General features: G+C 74.2%; 15 protein-coding genes. 6 read left to right on the top strand and 9 right to left on the bottom strand.

Features of this window, described 5'->3' with window-relative positions; translation table 11 throughout:
• Nucleotides 1-3 precede the first annotated feature (3 nt).
• The gene (locus tag M3148_RS15935; protein ID WP_152192985.1) at nucleotides 4-252 is read right to left on the bottom strand and encodes a WhiB family transcriptional regulator; all 249 of its coding nucleotides are present in this window, start codon (nucleotides 250-252) and stop codon (nucleotides 4-6) included.
• A gap of 199 nt (nucleotides 253-451) precedes the next feature.
• Here M3148_RS15935 and M3148_RS15930 point away from each other — a divergent pair, with 199 nt between their 5' ends.
• The gene (locus M3148_RS15930; RefSeq protein ID WP_251305718.1) at nucleotides 452-865 is read left to right on the top strand and encodes a hypothetical protein; all 414 of its coding nucleotides are present in this window, start codon (nucleotides 452-454) and stop codon (nucleotides 863-865) included.
• Nucleotides 866-907: 42 nt separating this feature from the next.
• Here M3148_RS15930 and M3148_RS15925 read toward each other — a convergent pair whose 3' ends face one another.
• The 6 genes from M3148_RS15925 to M3148_RS15900 form a co-directional block, all read right to left on the bottom strand.
• Nucleotides 908-2,545: a phosphodiester glycosidase family protein gene (locus tag M3148_RS15925; protein ID WP_251305717.1), complete on the bottom strand. Its 1,638-nt coding sequence runs from the start codon at nucleotides 2,543-2,545 to the stop codon at nucleotides 908-910.
• Between the two features lie 160 nt (nucleotides 2,546-2,705).
• Nucleotides 2,706-5,300, bottom strand: a complete 2,595-nt coding sequence (locus M3148_RS15920) for an ABC transporter permease (protein ID WP_251305716.1) — start codon at nucleotides 5,298-5,300, stop codon at nucleotides 2,706-2,708.
• Nucleotides 5,300-6,049: an ABC transporter ATP-binding protein gene (locus M3148_RS15915; protein ID WP_251305715.1), complete on the bottom strand. Its 750-nt coding sequence runs from the start codon at nucleotides 6,047-6,049 to the stop codon at nucleotides 5,300-5,302. The genes M3148_RS15920 and M3148_RS15915 overlap by 1 nt, the downstream gene beginning before the upstream one ends.
• A 244-nt stretch (nucleotides 6,050-6,293) precedes the next feature.
• On the bottom strand, nucleotides 6,294-6,980 hold the full coding sequence (locus tag M3148_RS15910) for a response regulator (RefSeq protein WP_440136963.1): 687 nt from the start codon (nucleotides 6,978-6,980) through the stop codon (nucleotides 6,294-6,296).
• Nucleotides 6,977-8,299 carry a sensor histidine kinase gene (locus tag M3148_RS15905; protein ID WP_251305713.1) on the bottom strand — a complete coding sequence of 441 codons (1,323 nt, stop codon included), beginning with the start codon at nucleotides 8,297-8,299 and terminating at the stop codon, nucleotides 6,977-6,979. Before M3148_RS15905 ends, M3148_RS15910 begins: the two co-directional genes overlap by 4 nt.
• 142 nt (nucleotides 8,300-8,441) lie before the next feature.
• On the bottom strand, nucleotides 8,442-9,140 hold the full coding sequence (locus tag M3148_RS15900) for an SOS response-associated peptidase (RefSeq protein ID WP_251305712.1): 699 nt from the start codon (nucleotides 9,138-9,140) through the stop codon (nucleotides 8,442-8,444).
• A 142-nt stretch (nucleotides 9,141-9,282) separates the two neighbouring features.
• On the opposite strand from M3148_RS15900, the gene M3148_RS15895 reads away from it, so the two are divergent.
• The 5 genes from M3148_RS15895 to M3148_RS15875 all read left to right on the top strand — a co-directional run bounded on the left by M3148_RS15895 (nucleotide 9,283) and on the right by M3148_RS15875 (nucleotide 15,316).
• Nucleotides 9,283-9,951: a HEAT repeat domain-containing protein gene (locus M3148_RS15895; RefSeq protein WP_251305711.1), complete on the top strand. Its 669-nt coding sequence runs from the start codon at nucleotides 9,283-9,285 to the stop codon at nucleotides 9,949-9,951.
• On the top strand, nucleotides 9,945-10,952 hold the full coding sequence (locus M3148_RS15890; protein ID WP_251305710.1) for a HEAT repeat domain-containing protein: 1,008 nt from the start codon (nucleotides 9,945-9,947) through the stop codon (nucleotides 10,950-10,952). Before M3148_RS15895 ends, M3148_RS15890 begins: the two co-directional genes overlap by 7 nt.
• Nucleotides 10,953-11,313: 361 nt before the next feature.
• Nucleotides 11,314-13,713 carry an NAD-dependent DNA ligase LigA gene (ligA, locus tag M3148_RS15885; protein ID WP_251305709.1) on the top strand — a complete coding sequence of 800 codons (2,400 nt, stop codon included), beginning with the start codon at nucleotides 11,314-11,316 and terminating at the stop codon, nucleotides 13,711-13,713.
• Nucleotides 13,710-14,255 carry a GNAT family N-acetyltransferase gene (locus M3148_RS15880; protein ID WP_251305708.1) on the top strand — a complete coding sequence of 182 codons (546 nt, stop codon included), beginning with the start codon at nucleotides 13,710-13,712 and terminating at the stop codon, nucleotides 14,253-14,255. Before ligA ends, M3148_RS15880 begins: the two co-directional genes overlap by 4 nt.
• The gene (locus M3148_RS15875; protein WP_251305707.1) at nucleotides 14,252-15,316 is read left to right on the top strand and encodes a MupG family TIM beta-alpha barrel fold protein; all 1,065 of its coding nucleotides are present in this window, start codon (nucleotides 14,252-14,254) and stop codon (nucleotides 15,314-15,316) included. Before M3148_RS15880 ends, M3148_RS15875 begins: the two co-directional genes overlap by 4 nt.
• 136 nt (nucleotides 15,317-15,452) lie before the next feature.
• On the opposite strand, the gene M3148_RS15870 is transcribed toward M3148_RS15875, so the two are convergent.
• Together M3148_RS15870 and M3148_RS15865 are read right to left on the bottom strand one after the other, a co-directional pair.
• On the bottom strand, nucleotides 15,453-17,021 hold the full coding sequence (locus tag M3148_RS15870; RefSeq protein ID WP_251305706.1) for a TrkA C-terminal domain-containing protein: 1,569 nt from the start codon (nucleotides 17,019-17,021) through the stop codon (nucleotides 15,453-15,455).
• A gap of 9 nt (nucleotides 17,022-17,030) precedes the next feature.
• Complete coding sequence (locus tag M3148_RS15865; RefSeq protein WP_251305705.1) at nucleotides 17,031-18,290, bottom strand: phospholipase D-like domain-containing protein; 1,260 nt, start codon at nucleotides 18,288-18,290, stop codon at nucleotides 17,031-17,033.
• Between the last annotated feature and the right edge of the window lie 37 nt (nucleotides 18,291-18,327).

Here is an 18,327-nt window from a genome sequence, read left to right as displayed (position 1 = left end):
GACTCAAGAGGCGCGGCGGGCGCGGGCGGTGCGGCGCTTGAGCGCGCGGCGCTCGTCCTCCGACAGGCCGCCCCAGACGCCGGCGTCCTGGCCGTTCTCCAGCGCCCACTTGAGGCACGTGTCCACGACGGGGCAGCGGCGGCAGACCGCCTTGGCCTCCTCGATCTGGAGGAGGGCCGGCCCGGTATTGCCGATGGGGAAGAAGAGCTCGGGGTCCTCGTTGAGGCAGGCAGCGGTGTGGCGCCAGTCCATGGCAACTCCTTCTTGGGCGCAGCGGTAGGCCGTGATCGTTGAGGGGGGAAGTCCAACGCGGCCGGTGACTGCCTCCAACCCTCACATGGTCCGGTCCCACCCGACAAGGGGGTCGGGACGGTGAACTGCAGGCGAAGTCGAGTGGTGTTCGTCACACGGGCGGCGTCGGTCACACCGGGTCGCCACGTACGCTGGGTCGGTGACCACCGACCGCCCCGCGCGACCGCCGCTGCCCCTCGTCCTGGCCCTCCTCCTCGTCCTCGTGGAGGTCGGCGCACTGGTCGCGCTGGCCGGGGGGATGCTTGTCGAGGTGCTCAGCGGGCGAACCACGGGCGGCGCCGTCACGGCCGTGCTGGCGCTCATGTTCCTCGGCATCTGCACGTTCCTCGTCGTGGCGGCACGGGCACTCCTCCAGCGCCGGCGCTGGGGCCGCGGGCCGCTCGTCACCTGGCAGCTGCTCGTGCTCGCGACGGGCCTGTCCCAGTCCGGTGCCATCCCGGGGTGGGTCGTCGCCCTCCTCGTCGTCCTGCCCGTCGCCGTGACGGCCGGGCTCCTCGTCCCGCCGTCCGTCGCCTGGGCCGACCGGACCGCCCCGCCCCGCGCCGTCGTCTAGCCGCCCATGTCCGTCGCGCCGAGCGCTGGAGGGGGGCGGAGGTCAGGGGCGGGTGGGATGTCCCGGGAGCACGAGCACGGCGTCGCCCACGGGACGCTCGCCCGCGGCGTCGGACGGGACGGTGAGCAGCCGGCCCTCGGCGACCATCGCCGTCGACCCCCCACCGTCGAGGTTGAGCGCCTCGCGCAGGCTGAGCCCGACGGCGACGTCCGCCGCCTCGGGGATCGACAGCCCGAGCGCGTCGGTGCTGCGCCCGTCCGCGGTGACGAGGACGAGCCGGCCGCGGTCATCGACACCGGCGAGGGTGCGCGGGTTCCGCTTGTGGGCCCAGCCGTAGTAGAAGCTCGGGTTGTCGGGGTGGACCATGCCGTCGGTGGCGGCGGTGACGTGCCGCTCGCCGTCGCGGACGAGCTCGGGCCCGCCGTTGACGACGGCGGGGTAGCGGCTCGGGTGCACGGTGCGCCCGTCCTCGCCGGTGACTGCGGTCCTCACGTCGAGGCGGCTGCCCTCCTCCGCGAGCGCGCGCAGGACGGGGACGAGGTCGCCGGTGGCCTGGACGGTGCTGCCGCCGTCAGGGACGGGGCCGCCCCGCTCGTCGCGGAGCTCGGTGACGCGGCCGTGGCGGTCGAGGACGGCCTCGACGCCCTGGCCGGCAGGGGTCCGCTCCGCGAAGGTCTCGGTGAAGACGACGAGCTCGTCGGGGTCGGTGCACGTGACGTCGTGCAGCGGCAGGGAGGTGGGCAGGTCGTCGAGGCCGCCGCAGTTGCGGACGAGGCCAGGCACCCGGTTGAGGCCGTCGAGGGGCAGCCGGGTGCCGCCGGCGCGGAGCTCGCCCTCCCAGCCGAGGCGCTCGACCTCGGTGCGCCGCGCGTCCGGCCGGAGGAGAAGCGCGGGACGCTCACCCACCGGCTCGCTGAGGAGCTCCCCGTCGACGACGGACACACCGGCCGGGTCGCCGGGTGCGCCGGCCTGCGGGTCGAGGACGAAGAAGCCGCCGTTGACGGCGGCGATCGCACCGGACAGCGCCGCAAGCTCGGAGGTCGTCTCCCGCTGCTCGACGTCGGGGCCCACGGAGGCGGCCACCTCGCCGCGGAAGTGGCGGGGGTCCACGGTGAGGACGTCGAGGCGCCACGGGCCGCGGTCGTCGTCGCCGTCGGCGTCCCAGCCGGTGGAGAGGGTGGAGCCGCGGTGACCCGCGGCGACCACCTGTGCCCGGGCGGCGTCGGCGGCGGCGCGGTCGGCGAAGGAACCCACGCGCACGCGCCAGCCGAGGCTGCCACCGGCGAAGTCGGCGACCGGCTCGGTGAGGACCTCCTCGGCGCGGGCGTCCAGGCCGGCGTCGCGCAGCTCGGTGGCCACCTCCTCCGCGCTCGCGCGGTCACGCAGGGCGGTCGGCGGGGCGTCGGGGTCGGGTGAGCCGGAGCCGGCGGGGACGGAGACCTCGACCGTCCACGGGTAGCTGGCCGTGGTCTCCCCGCGCACGATGCGGGTGAGGGTGACGCCGGGGGCGAGCTGCTCGGTCTCCCGCGCCTCGGGCAGGTCCTCGGCGCCGAGGGGGAGCGGGGGGACAGGGTCGGTCGCGCGGGGCGGCTGCGCCAGGGCGACGAGCGGCAGGGCGAGGACGGCCGCCGTCGTCGCGGCGAGGACGGTGGCGCTACGGCGCGCACGGTGCTGAGACATGGGAGCCTCCCGGTCGGTGCCGCAGGGCGGCGGGGCGAGCTGGGCACCGCCAGTCTCACTGCGCCGCCCCCGGCGCGCGAGTGGGCCCCGTCACGTCCAGGGACGTGACGGGGCCCGTCGTCGTCGGGAGCCGGCCCCTCCAGCCCGGCGCCCGACGGGTCTACTCGGCCGCGAGGGCGGCCACGGGCGGGGTACGCACGGCGCTGCGGGCGGGCAGCACCGAGGCGCCGAGCCCGGCGATGAGGGCGACGACGACGATCGCGGCGAGGTAGCCCCACGGCACCGCGAGCTGGAGCTCGCCCGACGGGCCGAGCATGACCGCGGTCCCGGCCCAGCCGTACAGGAGACCGAGGACGGCGCCGATGAGGACGCCGGCCAGGGCGAGGAACAGCCCCTCGACGGCGAGCATCCCGCGCAGCTGCCCACGGGTGAGGCCCATGGCCCGCAGGAGGGCGGACTCGCGGCGCCGCTCGATGACCGACAGGGACAGCGTGTTGGCCACCCCGATGAGCGCGATGACGACGGCGACGGCGAGCAGACCGACGACGATCGCCAGCAGCGTGTTGATGACCTGCTCGAAGACCTCCCGCTGGGCGGCCGGGCCGTCGACGTACGGGGTGTTGTACATGGCGTCGGGGTCGTCGGTGATGCTGGACTGCGCCTCGGTGAGCCGGTCGGTGACCGCGGTGATCGTCGCGGTGTGCTCGGTGCCGGACAGCCGCGCCCACAGCTCGGTGACGGGCGCCTCGGGGTCGATCGCCTCGCGCAGCTCGGCCGGGGCGTAGGCCCAGTCGCCGCTGCCGCCGACGACGACGGTCAGCTCGGCGTCACCCACGGAGAGGATCTGGCCGTCGGTGACGCCCGTGTACCGGGCCCACATGGAGCCGACGAGGAGGGTGCCGGAGTCGAGCCCGTCGAGCTGCGACGCGTCGAGCATGACGTCCTCGGCGGCGGCCCTGTCGATGAGGCTGATGCTCGTCTCGATCTCGCCGTCGGGGGTCGGGAAGGTGACCACCGCCTCGGAGACCTGCAGTGTCGCGGTGACGTTCTCCGTGCGCTCGACCGTGTCGACCTGGGCGGGGGTGAGGGTGCTCGTGCGGCCCGTGTCCGGGTCCCACGCGCTGGACTGGACGACGAGGTCGACCGGGAACTCGCTGCGGAGCATCGCGTCGAGGCTGGCGCGGGCGCTGACCGCCCCGGTCGACATCAGAGCGACGAGCGTGACGCCGATGACGAGCGCGGTGGTGGTCGCGGCGGTCCGGCGCGGGTTGCGGATGGCGTTCGCCGTCGCGATCCGGGCCGGGGTGCCGCCGCCCAGGCGCCGTGCGACCGCACCGAGGGCGCGGACGACGGACGGGACGACGAACACCATGCCGAGCATGACGCCGGCAAAGGACACGAAGCCGCCGAGGATCCCGAGCGCGAGCCCGCCGAGGATGGCGGTCTCCTCACCCACGTCGGAGGCTGCGAGGAGCGGGGCGGTGGCGACCATGACGCCACCCGCGACGATGAGGAGGAGCGCGGCGACGACCCGCTTGCGTGAGGCGCCCCGCGGGTCCGGCGGCTGCGGCGGCCGCAGCGCGGCGAGAGGGGAGACCACGGTGGCCGCCCGGGCCGGGGACAGGGCGGCCAGCACGGTGACGAGCGCACCCGTGAGGACGGGGACGAGGACGGCGGCCGCCGTGACGGTCACGGTCTCGGGGATCGCGAAGGGCAGGTCCTGGGCGCCCAGGACCCACAGGGCGCCCTGCGCGAGGGCGGTGCCGAGGAGGAGGCCGCTGACGCCGGCGACGACGCCGAGGATGAGCGCCTCGGTGAGCACCGAGCGGCGGACCTGCCGCTTGGTCGCGCCGACGGCGCGCAGGAGCGCGAGGGTGTGGGTGCGCTGGGCGACGAGGACCTGGAAGGTGTTGGTGATGACGATGGCGGCGACGAACATGGCCAGCGCCCCGAAGGCGAGGATCACGGCGCTGAGGATGTAGGCCTGGCCGGTGAGCTCCTCCAGCCGCTGCTGCGCGAAGGCCTCACCGGTGAACACGGTGGCCCCGGGGAGCACGTCGGCGACGTCCGCTGCCACGGACTCGGGGGTGGCGCCGTCGGCGGCCCGCACGACGAGCTCGTCGAAGGCGAGAGCGCGGCCGGTCTCCTCCACCCAGGCGTCGCGCTGGGCCTCGGTGACGAGCACGGTGGAGCTCCCTCCCACGAGCGGTGAGGGGTCCTGCAGGAGCCCGACCACGGTGAGCTCGGCCTCGGCGACGGGGTCGCTCTCCTCCACGCCGGCAGGCGCGGGCAGGTAGACGTCCGCGGAGAGTCGCAGAGAGTCGCCGAGCCCGATCTCCAGCCGCTCGGCCGAGGAGGCACTGAGCGCGATCTGGCCAGGCGCCGTCGGGAGCTCGCCCTCGACGAGCGTGGCGGCGGACAGGCCGGGGGAACCGACGGTCTCGACGGTGGACCAGTCCTGCCGGCCCTCCGCGACGAGAGAGCCGAAGACGGTGAGGCGGCCGTCCGCGACGGCGACGCCGGGCAGTGCCCGTACCTCGTCGAGCTGCTCCGGGGTGATGAGCTCGGCACCGGGAGGGACGACGACGTCCGCGTCGGCGATGTCGGCGGTGACCGCACCGTAGGTGGTGTCACGGATGACCGCGGTGCCCAGGAGCGTGGCGGCGATGAAGGCCGTGCCGAGCATGATCGCCAGCCCGGCGGCGAAGAGACGGCCGCTGCTGCGGCGCATCTGGGTGAGGGTGAGGCGCAGCATCAGGCGTTCACCGTGCGCAGCGCGTCGAGCCCGGCGAGGACGGCCTCGGGGGTGGGACGCTCGATCGTGCCGGCGATGCGACCGTCGGCGAGGAGGACGACGCTGTCGGCGTAGGACGCGGCCGTCGGGTCGTGGGTGACCATGACGACCGTCTGGCCCAGCTCCCGCACGCTGGTGCGCAGGAAGGAGAGGACCTCCGCGCCGGAGCGGGAGTCGAGGTTGCCGGTGGGCTCGTCGGCGAAGACGACCTCGGGGCGGGTGATGAGGGCGCGGGCGATCGCCACGCGCTGCTGCTGGCCGCCGGACATCTCGCTGGGCCGGTGGGTGAGGCGCTCGCGCAGGCCGAGGGTGTCGACGAGGGTGTCGAGCCACGCCTGGTCCGGCGTGGTGCCGGCGAGCTCGCACGGCAGCGTGATGTTCTGCAGCGCCGTGAACATCGGCAGCAGGTTGAAGGACTGGAAGACGAAGCCGACGCGCTCGCGGCGCAGAAGCGTGAGCGCCGTGTCGTCGAGGTTCGTGAGCTCGGTGTCCCCGAGGACCACCTGGCCGTCCGTCGCGGTGTCGAGACCGGCGAGCAGGTGCATGAGCGTGGACTTGCCCGAGCCGGAGGGGCCCATGATGGCGGTGAACTCACCGGCGGTGAAGGCGACGTCGACGCCGCGCAGCGCGTGGACGGCGACGTCCCCGCTGCCGTAGACCTTGCTCAGGGAGCGGGCGCGGACGGCCGCTCGGCTGGGGGAAGTGCTCACAGGGTTTCTCCTCGGTGGGGCGGCGCTGGGCCGCGTCTGGTGATGTCATCGACGCTACGGGCGCCACCTGCGCCGCCGCGTCGTGCCGTGGACCCGTTCCTAGGTCATCCCGTGGTCGTACGCGGCCGCCCCCGCCGTCATACCGGCGTGGCCGTGCCCTCCGGTGCGGTGACTCGCCCCCGGCTCGTGGGCCGGGGGGAAGGCTCACCACCCGCTCCCGGCTGCGGAGGTCCGGTGAGGCGGCCTAGGACCCGGGCCTGACCAGCCCGGTCTCGTAGGCGACGACGACGGCCTGCACCCTGTCCCGGGCGCCGAGCTTGGACAGCACCCGGCCGACGTGGGTCTTAACCGTGGCCTCGGCGACGAAGAGGTCCGCCGCGATCTCGGTGTTGCTGCGGCCCCGCGCCATGAGGACGAGGACCTCGCGCTCGCGGTCGGTGAGCGACTCCAGCACGGCGGGCGGCGCCTTCTGCTCGTCCGGGAGGATGACGGCGAGGCGCTCGATGAGCCGCTTGGTGGACGAGGGCGCGATGACGCCGTCGCCCGCGTGGACGGTACGGATGGCGTGGAGCATGTCCTCCGGGGGGACGTCCTTGAGGAGGAAGCCGCTCGCGCCCGCCTTGATCGCCCGCATGACGTACTCGTCGAGGTCGAAGGTCGTGAGGATGACGACCTTCGGGCCGTCCGCGCCGCGTGAGGTCAGCTGCTCCGTGGCGGTGAGCCCGTCCATGCCGGCCATGCGCACGTCCATGAGGACGACGTCGGCGGTGTAGGAGTCGAGCAGGCGCAGCGCCTGGGCGCCGTCGGAGGCCTCGCCCACGATCTCCATGTCCGGCTGGGAGTTGATCACCAGCGCGAAACCGGCACGCACGAGCTGCTGGTCGTCGACGAGCGCGACGCGGATGGGGGTGGGCTCGGGGGAGGTGCTCACGGGGTTCCGTTCTGCTGGGGCTGCGGCCATGATGCCGGAGCGAGCGGCGCGGCGTCGGTGCCACCCGGCACCGACGCCGGCTGGCCGCCGGGGAGCGGGATCTCGGCCCGCACCCGGTAGCCGCCGCCCGGCCTCGCGCCGGCGTCGAAGGTGCCGGCGAACATCGCCACCCGCTCACGCATGCCGAGCAGCCCGTGCCCGGCGCCGTCGCTCGTCGCCGCGGCGCCCCGGCCGGTGTCGTCCACCTGGATCGAGATGCGCTGCGGGGCCCACTGGATCATCACGGTGGCGCTCGCGGAGGGCCCGCCGTGCTTGAGCACGTTCGTCAGCGCCTCCTGGCAGATGCGGTAGACGGTGAGACCCAGCCCGGGCGGGAGTGACCTTGCCTGCCCCACGCGGACGAGTGAGACGTCCAGGCCGGAGGACCGCACCTGGTCGACGAGCGCGTCGAGGTCGGCATCGATGGGCTGGGGGGTGGTGGTCTCCGGCTCGGCGTCGGTGCCGGGGGCACGGAGCACGCCGAGGATCTTGCGCATGTCCGCGAGAGCGGCGCGGCCGGTCTCGCTGATCGTCGTCAGTGCTCGGGTGGCGGCCTCGGGGTCCGCGGCGGCCGCGTAGCGCCCGCCGTCGGCCTGGGCGATGACGACGGACAGGGAGTGGGCGACGATGTCGTGCATCTCCCGGGCGATTCGGGACCGCTCGGCGGCCGTGGCGATCTGGGCCTGCTGGTCACGCTCGATCTCGAGGCGGGCCGCCCGCTCGGCGAGTGTCTCGGTGTGGGCCAGCCGGCTGCGCCGCACCAGGCCCATCGCCCAGACGAACAGGCACACCACACCCAGCAGGGCCCCGATGATGGCGATGAAGACGAGGTCCTCGAAGGAGAAGGAGAGGTTGTTGAGCTCACCTCCGGCGAGCCCCGGCCCGGACGACCCCGCGAGCCACGCCGCGAGGAGGAGCGAGCCGAAGAGGGCGCCGCCCAGGGCGAGGCGTCCGGCCCACACGGGGCCGTAGACGGTCACGGAGTACAGCGCGACGAAGATGAGGACGTCGGCGACGACGAGCGGCGCCCCCGCGGCGAAGTGAAGGAGGGCCGCCGCGTAGACGGCGACGGCGGACGGCACCGGGCGGGATCGGCGCCAGTAGAGCGCGGCCGGCATGACGACCGACGCCACCAGCCCCGTGAAGACGCCGGTGCCGCTGGGAGCGGCGCCGGCCGACACGATCGAGGGCAGCGCGATGAACCCCGCCAGCACGAGGGCGACGAGGAGGTCGGCGACACGGCTGCTGTCACGCAGCACCGGCTCCGGCGACCGGGGCACGCCGGGGAGGCCTGCGGCAGGGCCGCGCCACGCACCCGGCCCCTGCCAGTGCTGGGGCTCGCCGTGCGGCGTGGGCTGCGGAGGCGGGGGCGGGTAGGGCCCCCACGGAGACCCGGGCGGGCCGGAGGGTGTCGTCACCGGGTCAGTCCACCGGCTCGATGAGGGCGGGGGAGTCCACCCGCACGTTGCCCACCTCCGGGCCGACCCGGTGGAACTGGAGCCGGGGCCGCTCGGGGGCGATCACGGCGAGCGCCTCCTCGGGTGCGGTGACCGAGGGGTCCAGCCACTGCGCGACCGCGGCGCGGCGGAGCACGACGGGCTCGCGGTCGTGGATGTCGGTGAGCTGGGAGCGGGCCGGCTGGGTGAGGATCGTCGTGGACAGCAGCCAGCGGCTGGGGTCGGACTCGGCCTTGCTCGGGTCGCGCCAGAAGGCGTAGAGGCCGGCGAAGGCGAGCGGGGCGGCGTCGGCCCGGTGGATGAAGTGGGGCGTCTTGGAGCCGTCGGGGTTCTTGCGCCACTCGTAGTACCCGTCGGCGGGCAGGATGCAGCGGCGCGTGCGCAGCGACTTGGCGAAGGCGTTCTTCTCCGCGACGGTCTCGATGCGCGCGTTGATCATCCGCACCCCGATCTTGGGGTCACTGGCGAAGGCGGGGACCAGCCCCCAGCGGGCGGCGTGCATCTCGCGGCCGGCGTCGGCGCGCTCGAGCACCACCCTCACCTGGTCGGTGGGGGCCACGTTGAACGAGGGATGGATCTCGATGGCCTCGTCGGTGATCTCGGCGACGTCGAAGGCGTCGGCGAGGTCCTGGGCCTGACGGAAGGATGCATAACGGCCGCACATAGGGATCAGCGTGCCAGGTGGGGGTGTCGTCGGCGTCCGCCGCCGGGCTGATCCTCGGCGTCCACCCGTGGGTGGATGCGCGGGCCCGCCCTTGACCCTGACACGGTGGCAGGGTCTTCACTGTGACCAGGAGGTGGTCGCCATGGACACGACGCGACACGACATGGGTTCGTGGCCGGCCGACGCGCTGGCGCACCCCGACTCCTCGACGCGCCTGCGCGCGGCCCTCGCCGCCGGGACCCGGCCCGACCCGGCCCTGGTCACGGCGCTGGTTCACCGCTGCCGCACGGAGCCGGACTTCTTCGTCCGCGACATGCTCACCTGGGCCCTGACCCGGCACCCGGCGGCGGCGACGGTCCCCCTGCTGCTCACCGAACTGCGGTCCACACACAGCCAGGCACGCAGCCAGGCACTGCACACCCTGTCGAAGATCGGGGACCACGGTGTGTGGCCCGCGATCCGGGCCGCGGTGCACGACCCCGACGACGAGGCGGCCCGCAGCGCGTGGCGTGCCGCCGTCGTCCTCGTGCCACCGGGCGAGGAGAGCGGCCTGGCGCGCGAGCTCGTGCGCGAGCTCGGCCGGGGTGGTCACGACACGCAGCGGAGCCTGAGCCGTGCGCTGGTCGCCCTCGGGGACGCCGTGGCGCCGGCGGTCGAGGAGGCGACGGCGAGCAGCGACCCGCGGGTGCGGGCGCACGCCGTCGCCACCGAGGCGCTGCGCCGCGACCCCGACAGCGGGTTCGCCCTCGCCGAGGCCACGCGCGTGGTCCTCACCGGCGCCGCGCCCACCGTGCCGGACGAGCCGTGCTGATCGGTGAGGTCGCCCGGCGCTCCGGGGTCACTGCGCGGATGCTGCGCCACTACGAGGCGCAGGGGCTGGTGCAGCCCACGGGCCGGACGGCGGGGGGCTACCGGGAGTACTCCGAGCGGGACATCCGCCGGATCCTCCACGTCGAGGCCCTCCGCGCGCTGGGCCTGAGCCTCGGTGAGGTCCAACGAGCCCTCACGGACCCCGGCTTCGCGCCGTCAATGCTCATCGGTGACCTCATCGAGCAGACCCGACGGCGGCTGGCACGCGAGGAGGACCTGCTCGACCGACTGCGCCGGGTCGAGTCCGCCGGACCGGCCGACTGGGACGAGGCGCTGCACATCGTCGCGCTGCTGCGCAGCCTGGGCTCGGAGCATGCCGTGGCCCGGCAGCGCGCCGTCCTGTCCGCCGAGCGTGACACCGCCCTGCCCACCGATGTCCTCGCCGAGGCGCTCCTCGCCGAGACCGACCTCAACGCCGCGGGCACGATGCAGTGGGCGCTGGCCAGGGCGGGGCACGCGGCCCTCGCCGACGTCGCCGCCGGACTGGGATCACCGTTGCCGGAGGTCCGTCGTCGCGCCGTCGCCGCCGTCGCGCAGGTGGCGGGCGAGGAGGCGACGGCGCTCCTCCACGGGATGCTGGACGACCCAGACGACCCGACGAGGGACAGGGCGGCGATCACCCTGGGGGAGCGGGGCAGCCTGGACGCCGTGCCGGTCCTCGTGCGGATGGTGGTCGCCGGGCGCAGCGACGTCGAGGCCGCGGAGACGCTGGGCCGCCTGGCGTCGACCGACGAGCTCGCCGACGACATCGTGACGGTGCTCGTCGAGGCCGTCGGGGACGACGCCGGGCGCGCCGTGCGTCGTCGCCTCGCCCAGGCGCTCGCCGAGCTGCCGGGAGCCGGCGCCGACCAGGTGCTGGCGGACCTTGCCGGCGACGAGGACCCGGGCATTGCGCTCACCGCCCGTGCGGTCCTCGGAGGTCGGGGAGCCGGCACCGCGTGACGTGGCGGGCCTCCTCAGGGCGCACGCGGGCGTACTCCGAGCCGGGCCGGGACCGCCCGAGCGGCCCGTCCTCGACGAGGTCACGGCGCGAAGGGGCCTGCCGGTCCTCCACGACGCGACTCTCGACCTTTTCGGAAGAGTACCGCGGCCTGCAGCGTGTCGAGCGCCCCGGAGTCGTCGCGAGCGACCCAGGTCCGCACCGACGCGCTCCCTCTCCACCTCGAGCACGACCTCGGCAACGACACGCCGCACGTGCGGGTCGGCCAGCGCCGCCACGGCGGGGCGCCAGTCCGGGCGGTCGCCGCCGGCCTCCATCGCGCCATGCTGTGCCGGTGTCAGTGGGGCCGGGCATGATGCCACGGTGAGCACCTCCGACGCCGACCTCCCCGTCCCCGCCGAGCCCGCCTCCCAGGCGCCCCCGGAGGCGCGCGAGCGCTGGACCGACCTCGCCGAGCGCGTCGAGGCGGCGCAGTTCGCCTACTACGTCCGGGACTCGCCCACGATCTCCGACGCCGAGTTCGACGCCCTCTTCCGCGAGCTCGAGGAGCTCGAGGAGCGCCACCCGGACCTGCGCGGACCCGACTCGCCCACCCAGCGGGTCGGCGGCACCTTCTCCACCGAGTTCGCCACCGTCGAGCACCGCCAGCAGATGATGAGCCTCGAGGACGTCTTCTCGCTCGAGGAGCTCGCCGAGTGGGTCGCGCGCGCGCAGGGTGAGATCGGGCGTAGCGACGTCGCCTTCACCGCCGAGCTCAAGATCGACGGGCTCGCCGTCAACCTCACCTACGAGCAGGGGCGGCTCGTGCGGGCCGCCACGCGCGGGGACGGCCGCGTGGGGGAGGACGTCACGCTCAACGTGCGCACCATCGCCTCGGTGCCCGCGCAGCTCGGTGGGGAGAACCATCCGGCCCTCATCGAGATCCGCGGTGAGGTCTTCTTCCCCGTCGCCGCCTTCGAGGAGCTCAACGCCTCGCTCGTCGCGGCCGGCAAGGTTCCCTTCGCCAACCCGCGCAACTCGGCGGCCGGCTCGCTGCGCCAGAAGGATCCGCGGGTGACGGCCTCGCGCCGCCTCGACGTCATCGCCCACGGCGTCGGCGCCGTCGACTGGGGCGCCGTCCCGCCCGAGGCGCGGCCCGTGACCCAGCACGGGATGTACGAGATGGTCGCCTCCTGGGGGCTGCCGGTCTCCCCGCAGACCCGGCGGGTCACCAGCCGCGCCGAGCTCGATGAGATGATCGCCCACCACGGCGAGCACCGGCACGACGGCCTCCACGAGATCGACGGCATCGTCGTCAAGGTCGACGACCTCGCCCTCCAGCGCCAGCTCGGCGCCACCTCCCGTGTCCCGCGGTGGGCCGTGGCCTACAAGTACCCCCCCGAGGAGGTCAACACCCGCCTCCTCGACATCCGCGTCAACGTCGGGCGCACCGGCCGGGTCACGCCCTACGGCGTCATGGAGCCCGTGCTCGTCGCCGGGTCCACGGTCTCGATGGCCACCCTCCACAACGCCAACGAGGTGCGCCGCAAGGGTGTGCGCATCGGGGACACCGTGGTGCTGCGCAAGGCCGGGGACGTCATCCCCGAGATCGTCGCGCCCGTCGCGGACCTCCGGGACGGCAGCGAGCGCGAGTTCGTCATGCCGACCGAGTGCCCCTCCTGCGGTACGCCGCTCGCGCCGGCGAAGGAGTCCGACGTCGACCTCCGCTGCCCCAACGCCGAGCACTGCCCCGCCCAGCTGTCGGCGCGGGTGGAGTTCATCGCCTCCCGGGGCGCGCTCGACGTCGAGGCGCTGGGCGAGGAGGCGGCACTCGCGCTCACCAACCCGGAGGCGCGGCGCCAGGCCGCGCTCGACGCCCTCGTGGCGGGCGGGGTGATCGAGACGGAGGACGGCACCGTCGAGCTGCCCGAGGGGCAGGACCTTCCCGAGGACGTCGACGCGCTGGCCGCGCTCGGCGTCCCCCGGCCCCAGCGTCCTGTCCTCACCTCGGAGGCCGGGCTCTTCGACCTCACGGTCGACGACCTCGCCGACGTCCGCACCTGGTACGAGGTCCGCAAGGACGGCGAGTCCACCGGCCGGTGGGCGCTGCGTCGCTACTTCTGGACCGAGGACAAGCACCACCCCGCCACCCGCACGCGTGAGGCGCGCACGGAGCCCGGCGCGCCGAAGGCCAACACGGTCCGCATGATCGAGGAGCTGGAGAGGGCCAAGGCGCAGCCACTGTGGCGGGTCCTCGTCGCGTTGTCGATCCGGCACGTCGGGCCGACGGCGGCGCGTGCCCTGGCCACGGAGCTCGGCTCGGTCGACGAGATCCGGTCCGCCACGCTCGAGCGGCTCGCAGCGGTCGACGGCGTCGGCCCCACCATCGCGGAGGCCGTCACGGACTGGTTCGCCGAGCCCGGCGAGGGCGAGGAGCCGAACTGGCACCTCGACGTCATCGACTCGTGGCAGCGGGCGGGCGTGCGGATGGCTGACGAGCGCGACGCGTCCGTGCCGCGCACGCTCGAGGGCCTGACGGTCGTCGTCACCGGCTCCCTGGAGAACTTCTCCCGGGACAGCGCCAAGGAGGCGATCATCGCCCGCGGCGGCAAGGCCTCCGGCTCGGTGTCGAAGAAGACCGACTTCGTCGTCGTCGGCGAGAACGCCGGCAGCAAGGAGGACAAGGCCCGCGAGCTCGGCCGCCCCATCCTCGACGAGGCCGGCTTCGAGGCGCTGCTCGCCGGCGGGCCGGCCGCCGTCGCCGGGGACGGGGGTGCCGAGTGAGCGCGGCCACGGGCACCGTCACCGTGCGCACCGTCGATCCCGCCGACGTCGACCGCCTTGGCCGGGTCCTGGCCGAGGCCTACGTCGCGGGCGAGGTCATCGGTCCGGACGACCGCTACGTCCGGGACCTGCGCGACGTCGCCGGGCGCCTACCGCACGTCGTCGCCGTCCTCGCCGCCTACGACGGCGCGGAGGTCCTCGGCGGCCTCACCCTCGTCGAGGCGGGCACGCCCGAGGCGGAGGTGGCCGTCGTGGGCGAGCTGGAGGTCCGCATGCTCGCCGTCGCGCCGCAGCACCAGGGACGCAAGGTGTCCCTGGCGCTCCTCGCTGCCGCCGAGGAGCTGGGCCGCGCCCGCGGTGACGACGCGCTCGTCCTGTCCTCCCTGCCTGCCATGTCCGCGGCGCACCGCGTCTACCAGCGCTACGGCTTCGACCGCGTCGTCGAGCGGGACTGGGCGGCCGACTGGGACCCTCAGGCGCTCGCCGACGGCACCGCCCCCACCCTCAGCGTCTACCGCCTGCCCCTCAAGGAGTCCTCGTGACGAGCTTCGGCCTGTCCGCCTACTTCCGCCACCTCGACGTCGCCGAGGAGGTCTGCGCCACCGCCCGCGAGGACGGCTTCACCATGCTCTTCGGCTCCCTGCACGTGCCGGAAGAGCCCGACGGCGACTTCCGCGCCCGCATGCAGGGCGTCGGCTCGCTCGCGCAGGACGCCGGGCTCGGGCTCGTCGTCGACATCTCCGGCCCGTCCCTCGCGGCCGTCGGGCTGGACGTGACGACGGCGGGCAGGATGCGCGAGTGGGGCGTCAGCGCCCTGCGCGTGGACTACGGGTTGAGCGACGAGGAGATCGTCGCGCTGTCCCGCTCGATCCCCATCTGGTTCAACGCCTCGACCGCCACGGCGGGCGACTACGAGCGCCTCGTCGGCATGGGGCTGCGCACCGAGGGCATCGGCATCTCCCACAACTTCTACCCCAAGCCGTGGACCGGCCTGTCCGACGAGTTCCTCGACACCCAGACCCGGATGTTCCACGACCTCGGCTTCACCGTGCAGGCGTGGGTCCCGGGCGACGGCCTGCGGCGCATCCCGCTCGGCTTCGGGCTGCCCACCCTCGAGCGTCACCGCGACGTCCATCCCGTGGCGGCCGCCCTGGACCTGCGCCGCGCCGGCATCGACGACATCTTCGTCGGGGACCCGTCGCTGTCCGAGCGCACCCGCCGCGCCTGGCGTGCCTGGGCCCTGGAGGACGTCGTCGAGCTCGAGGTCGAGCTGACGGCGCCCGTGCCGCAGGCCGTCGCCGAGCGGCTCACCGTCCTGGACCGCAACCGCACCGACGACGCCGCCGCGATGGTCCGCCTCGAGGGCGCCCGCGGTGCGCTCGCCGACGTCTCCATCTCCGCCGGCCCCACCGTGGGTCGGCCGCTGGGCTCGGTGACCGTCGACAACGACGCCGCCGGACGCTACAAGGGTGAGATCGCCATCCAGCGGCGGGACCTCCCGGCGGACGCGACCGTCAACGTCGTGGGCCACGTCGTCGCCCAGGACCACGACCTCCTCAGCCGCATCGCCCCCGGCCAGCGGGTTCGCCTCCGCCTCCGCTGACCGCCCATTCCCAGGCGCCGAGAGCCGGGTTCCTCCCACCCGCGGAGCGGTTCCCCCCTCTCGCCGAGAGCCGGATTCCTCCCACCCGCGACGGGAGCAATCCTGCTGTCGGCGCATGGGGGTGGGGAGAGGCGGGTCAGAGGGTGACGACGACCTGCACGAGGAGGATCTTGGCGATCATCCCGACGGCGAAGAGGGCGGCGTAGCCCGCCTCCACCCGCTCGTCGCTCACCCGCGAGCTCGCGTAGGCGAGGATCGCCGGCTGCCCCACGAACCCCGCCAGCCCGCCGGCCGTCCGGGCGGTGCTCTGGCCGAGCAGCCGCGCGACGAGCACGAAGCCGGCGCCGGCCAGGGCGGTGAGCACGACGCCCGCCACGACCACCCGCAGCCCGAGCCCCGTGAAGGCCTGCGCGACGAAGGCCTGCCCCGAGGCGAGGCCGGTGGCGCCGAGGAACAGCAGGAGGCCGAGCTGGCGAATTGTGCGGTTGGCCGAGCTCGGCAGCGTCCACACGACCGGCCCGGTCCGGTCCAGGCGCCCCAGCACCATCCCGACGACGAGCGGCCCGGCGGCCGAGCCGAGCGCGAAGGCCACCCCGCCGGGCAGGGGCAGGGTGAGCAGCCCGAGGAGGAGCCCGACCGCGACGCCGGTGCCGAGGGAGAGCGGGTCGATCTCGCTCACCCGCCGCTCCGAGTCGCCGAAGAGCTCGGAGATCGCGGTGAGCTGTCCGCGCGGGAAGACGACGCGGACCCGGTCACCGAGCTGGAGGACGAGGTCCTCGTGGGCAAGCAGGTCGGTGTCCCCGCGTCGCACGCGGGTGACGACGCCGTCGAAGCGCCCGGGGATGTCGAGCTCGTGGACGGTGCGCCCGGCCACCTGCCGGTCGGAGACGACGAAGCGACGGAAGTGGACGACCGAGCGGTCGTGTGCCAGGTGCCGGTGCACCCGCCGGCCCAGGTGGTCGACGGCGTCGTGCACGGCCCGCCGGCCGCCGACGACGACGACGCGGTCCCCCTCCCGCAGCTCCTCGTCCTCCTCGACCACACCCATCTGCCCGTCACGCTCGAGGTAGGACAGGCGCACCGTCCCCTCGAGGTAGCCGGGGATCTCGTGCAGCGAAAGGGGGTGGAGCACCTCGGCGCTCACGTCGACGAGCCCGATGCCGGCGCGCGGCTGCGGGTCGCGCTCGGACGTCCACGGCCGCGAGAGGACGACGGCGACCATGACGATCGTGACGACCACGCCCAGCGGGTAGGCGAGCGAGTAGCCGATGGCCGGCTCCTGGGTGCCGGTCGCCGTCGCCGCGGCGGCCAGCGCGGGCGTGGCGGTGAGCGAGCCCGCAAAGGCGCCGCCCACCATCCCCGGCGGGACGTCGAGCACCCGGCCCAGGACGACGGCGGCACCCGCGACCACGGCGAGCACCCCCGCCGCCGCGGCGAGCATCGGCAGCTGGGTACGCAGGTCCCGGAAGAAGCGGCCACCCGCCGCGAGGCCGACCATGTAGACGAAGAGGACCAGGCCCAGCGTCTGGAGCAGACCGAAGCCCTCGCCGAGGCGCGGGTCGCTCGCGCCCACCGCGAGACCGACGAACAGCGCACCGGCGGCCCCGAAGCGCACGGGGCCGAAAGGCATCATGCCGAGCAGCGTCCCGGCCGCGACGACCACCATGATCGTCAGCAGCGGGTTGGCCGCGAGGAGGTCGATCACGCGCCGCCCTCAGAACAGCCAGCGCAGCGGGTGGAGCAGCTCCTCGCCGACCCGCGCGAGGAAGGACCGCCGCTCCCACTCCTCGATGGTCAGCGGGCGGGCATTGGTGAGGTCGGTGGTGAAGACCTGCTCCATGTGTGCGGCGAGGTCCGGGTCGTGGATCTCGAGATTGATCTCGAAGTTCCCGAGCATCGACATCCGGTCGATGTTCGTCGTGCCGATGGTCGTCCACCGACCGTCGACGGTCGCCGTCTTCGCGTGGACCATGGCGCCCTGGTAGAGCCAGATCGACACCCCGCCGCGCAGCAACCGGTCGTAGAAGGAGCGGGCGACCCAGTCCGCGAGGACGTGGTTGGAGACCTCGGGGATGAGCACCCGCACGTCCACGCCGCGCCGGGCGGCCCCGAGCATCGACTCGAGGAACTCGGGGTCGGGGATGAAGTAACCCTGGGTGATGAGGACGTGGTGGCGCGCCCGGTCCATCGCGTCGATGTACGCGCCACGCACCGGGAACAGCATGGAGGAAGGGGTGTTCCGGGCCGCCCGGATGCGCGAGTCCCACGCGTGCGCGCCCCGGTCCTCGAGCTCGGGGTGGTGGCGCTCGCGGTGGGCGTTCCAGAAGTCGACGAAGGCGTTGTCGAGCTCCCACGCGGCCGGGCCCTGGACCCGCAGGTGGGTGTCGCGCCACTGCGTCGCGTAGAGCTCGCCGATGTTGTAGCCGCCGACGAAGCCCGTCTCGCCGTCGACGACGAGGATTTTGCGGTGGTCGCGGCCGGACTTGCGCATGTTGAGGGTGAGCAGGCCCGGTCGCCACAGCGGGAACTTCAGCGTGTGGACCGACTTGGGGAAGCGCTTGAAGGCCGGTGGGACGACGAGGTTGCCCCAGGAGTCGAAGACGACGTAGACCTGGACGCCGCGCTCCGCTGCGGCGATGAGCTCGCGCTTGAACTCCTCACCGACGGCGTCGCCCTTCCAGATGAAGGTCTCGAAGAACACGTACTCCTGCGCGCCGCGGATCGCCTCGAGCATCGCGGCGTAGACGTGCTCGCCGTAGGTGTAGACCGTGAGCTCGGAGCCCGCGACGTCCACGCCCACCGGGTCGGTGTGGGGGAACTCGTCACCTGGGGGGTCGCGTCGCTTGCGCAGCGTGTCGACGCCCCAGACGGTGGTGGCGGCCAAGAGCTGGGCACCGGCCAGCCCCAGGACTCCCCACTTCACGGCGCGACGGACTCGAGGGCGCAACCAGTACCGGACCGTGCTCAGCTTCATGACCCCAAACTAGAGCAGGGGGCGCGGGCGGGGCCTG

This window comes from Georgenia satyanarayanai (assembly GCF_023715365.1).
Taxonomy (GTDB): domain Bacteria; phylum Actinomycetota; class Actinomycetes; order Actinomycetales; family Actinomycetaceae; genus Oceanitalea; species Oceanitalea satyanarayanai_B.
Note: the sequence above shows the minus strand (reverse complement) of the source record. Positions and strands in the feature narration are given on the sequence as shown.

Coding starts and splice junctions, on each gene's coding strand:
- M3148_RS15935 (WP_152192985.1), bottom strand. CDS start 252: ATGGACTGGCGCCACACCGCTGCCTGCCTCAACGAGGACCCCGAGCTC.
- M3148_RS15925 (WP_251305717.1), bottom strand. CDS start 2,545: ATGTCTCAGCACCGTGCGCGCCGTAGCGCCACCGTCCTCGCCGCGACG.
- M3148_RS15920 (WP_251305716.1), bottom strand. CDS start 5,300: ATGCTGCGCCTCACCCTCACCCAGATGCGCCGCAGCAGCGGCCGTCTC.
- M3148_RS15900 (WP_251305712.1), bottom strand. CDS start 9,140: ATGTGCGGCCGTTATGCATCCTTCCGTCAGGCCCAGGACCTCGCCGAC.
- M3148_RS15895 (WP_251305711.1), top strand. CDS start 9,283: ATGGACACGACGCGACACGACATGGGTTCGTGGCCGGCCGACGCGCTG.
- M3148_RS15865 (WP_251305705.1), bottom strand. CDS start 18,290: ATGAAGCTGAGCACGGTCCGGTACTGGTTGCGCCCTCGAGTCCGTCGC.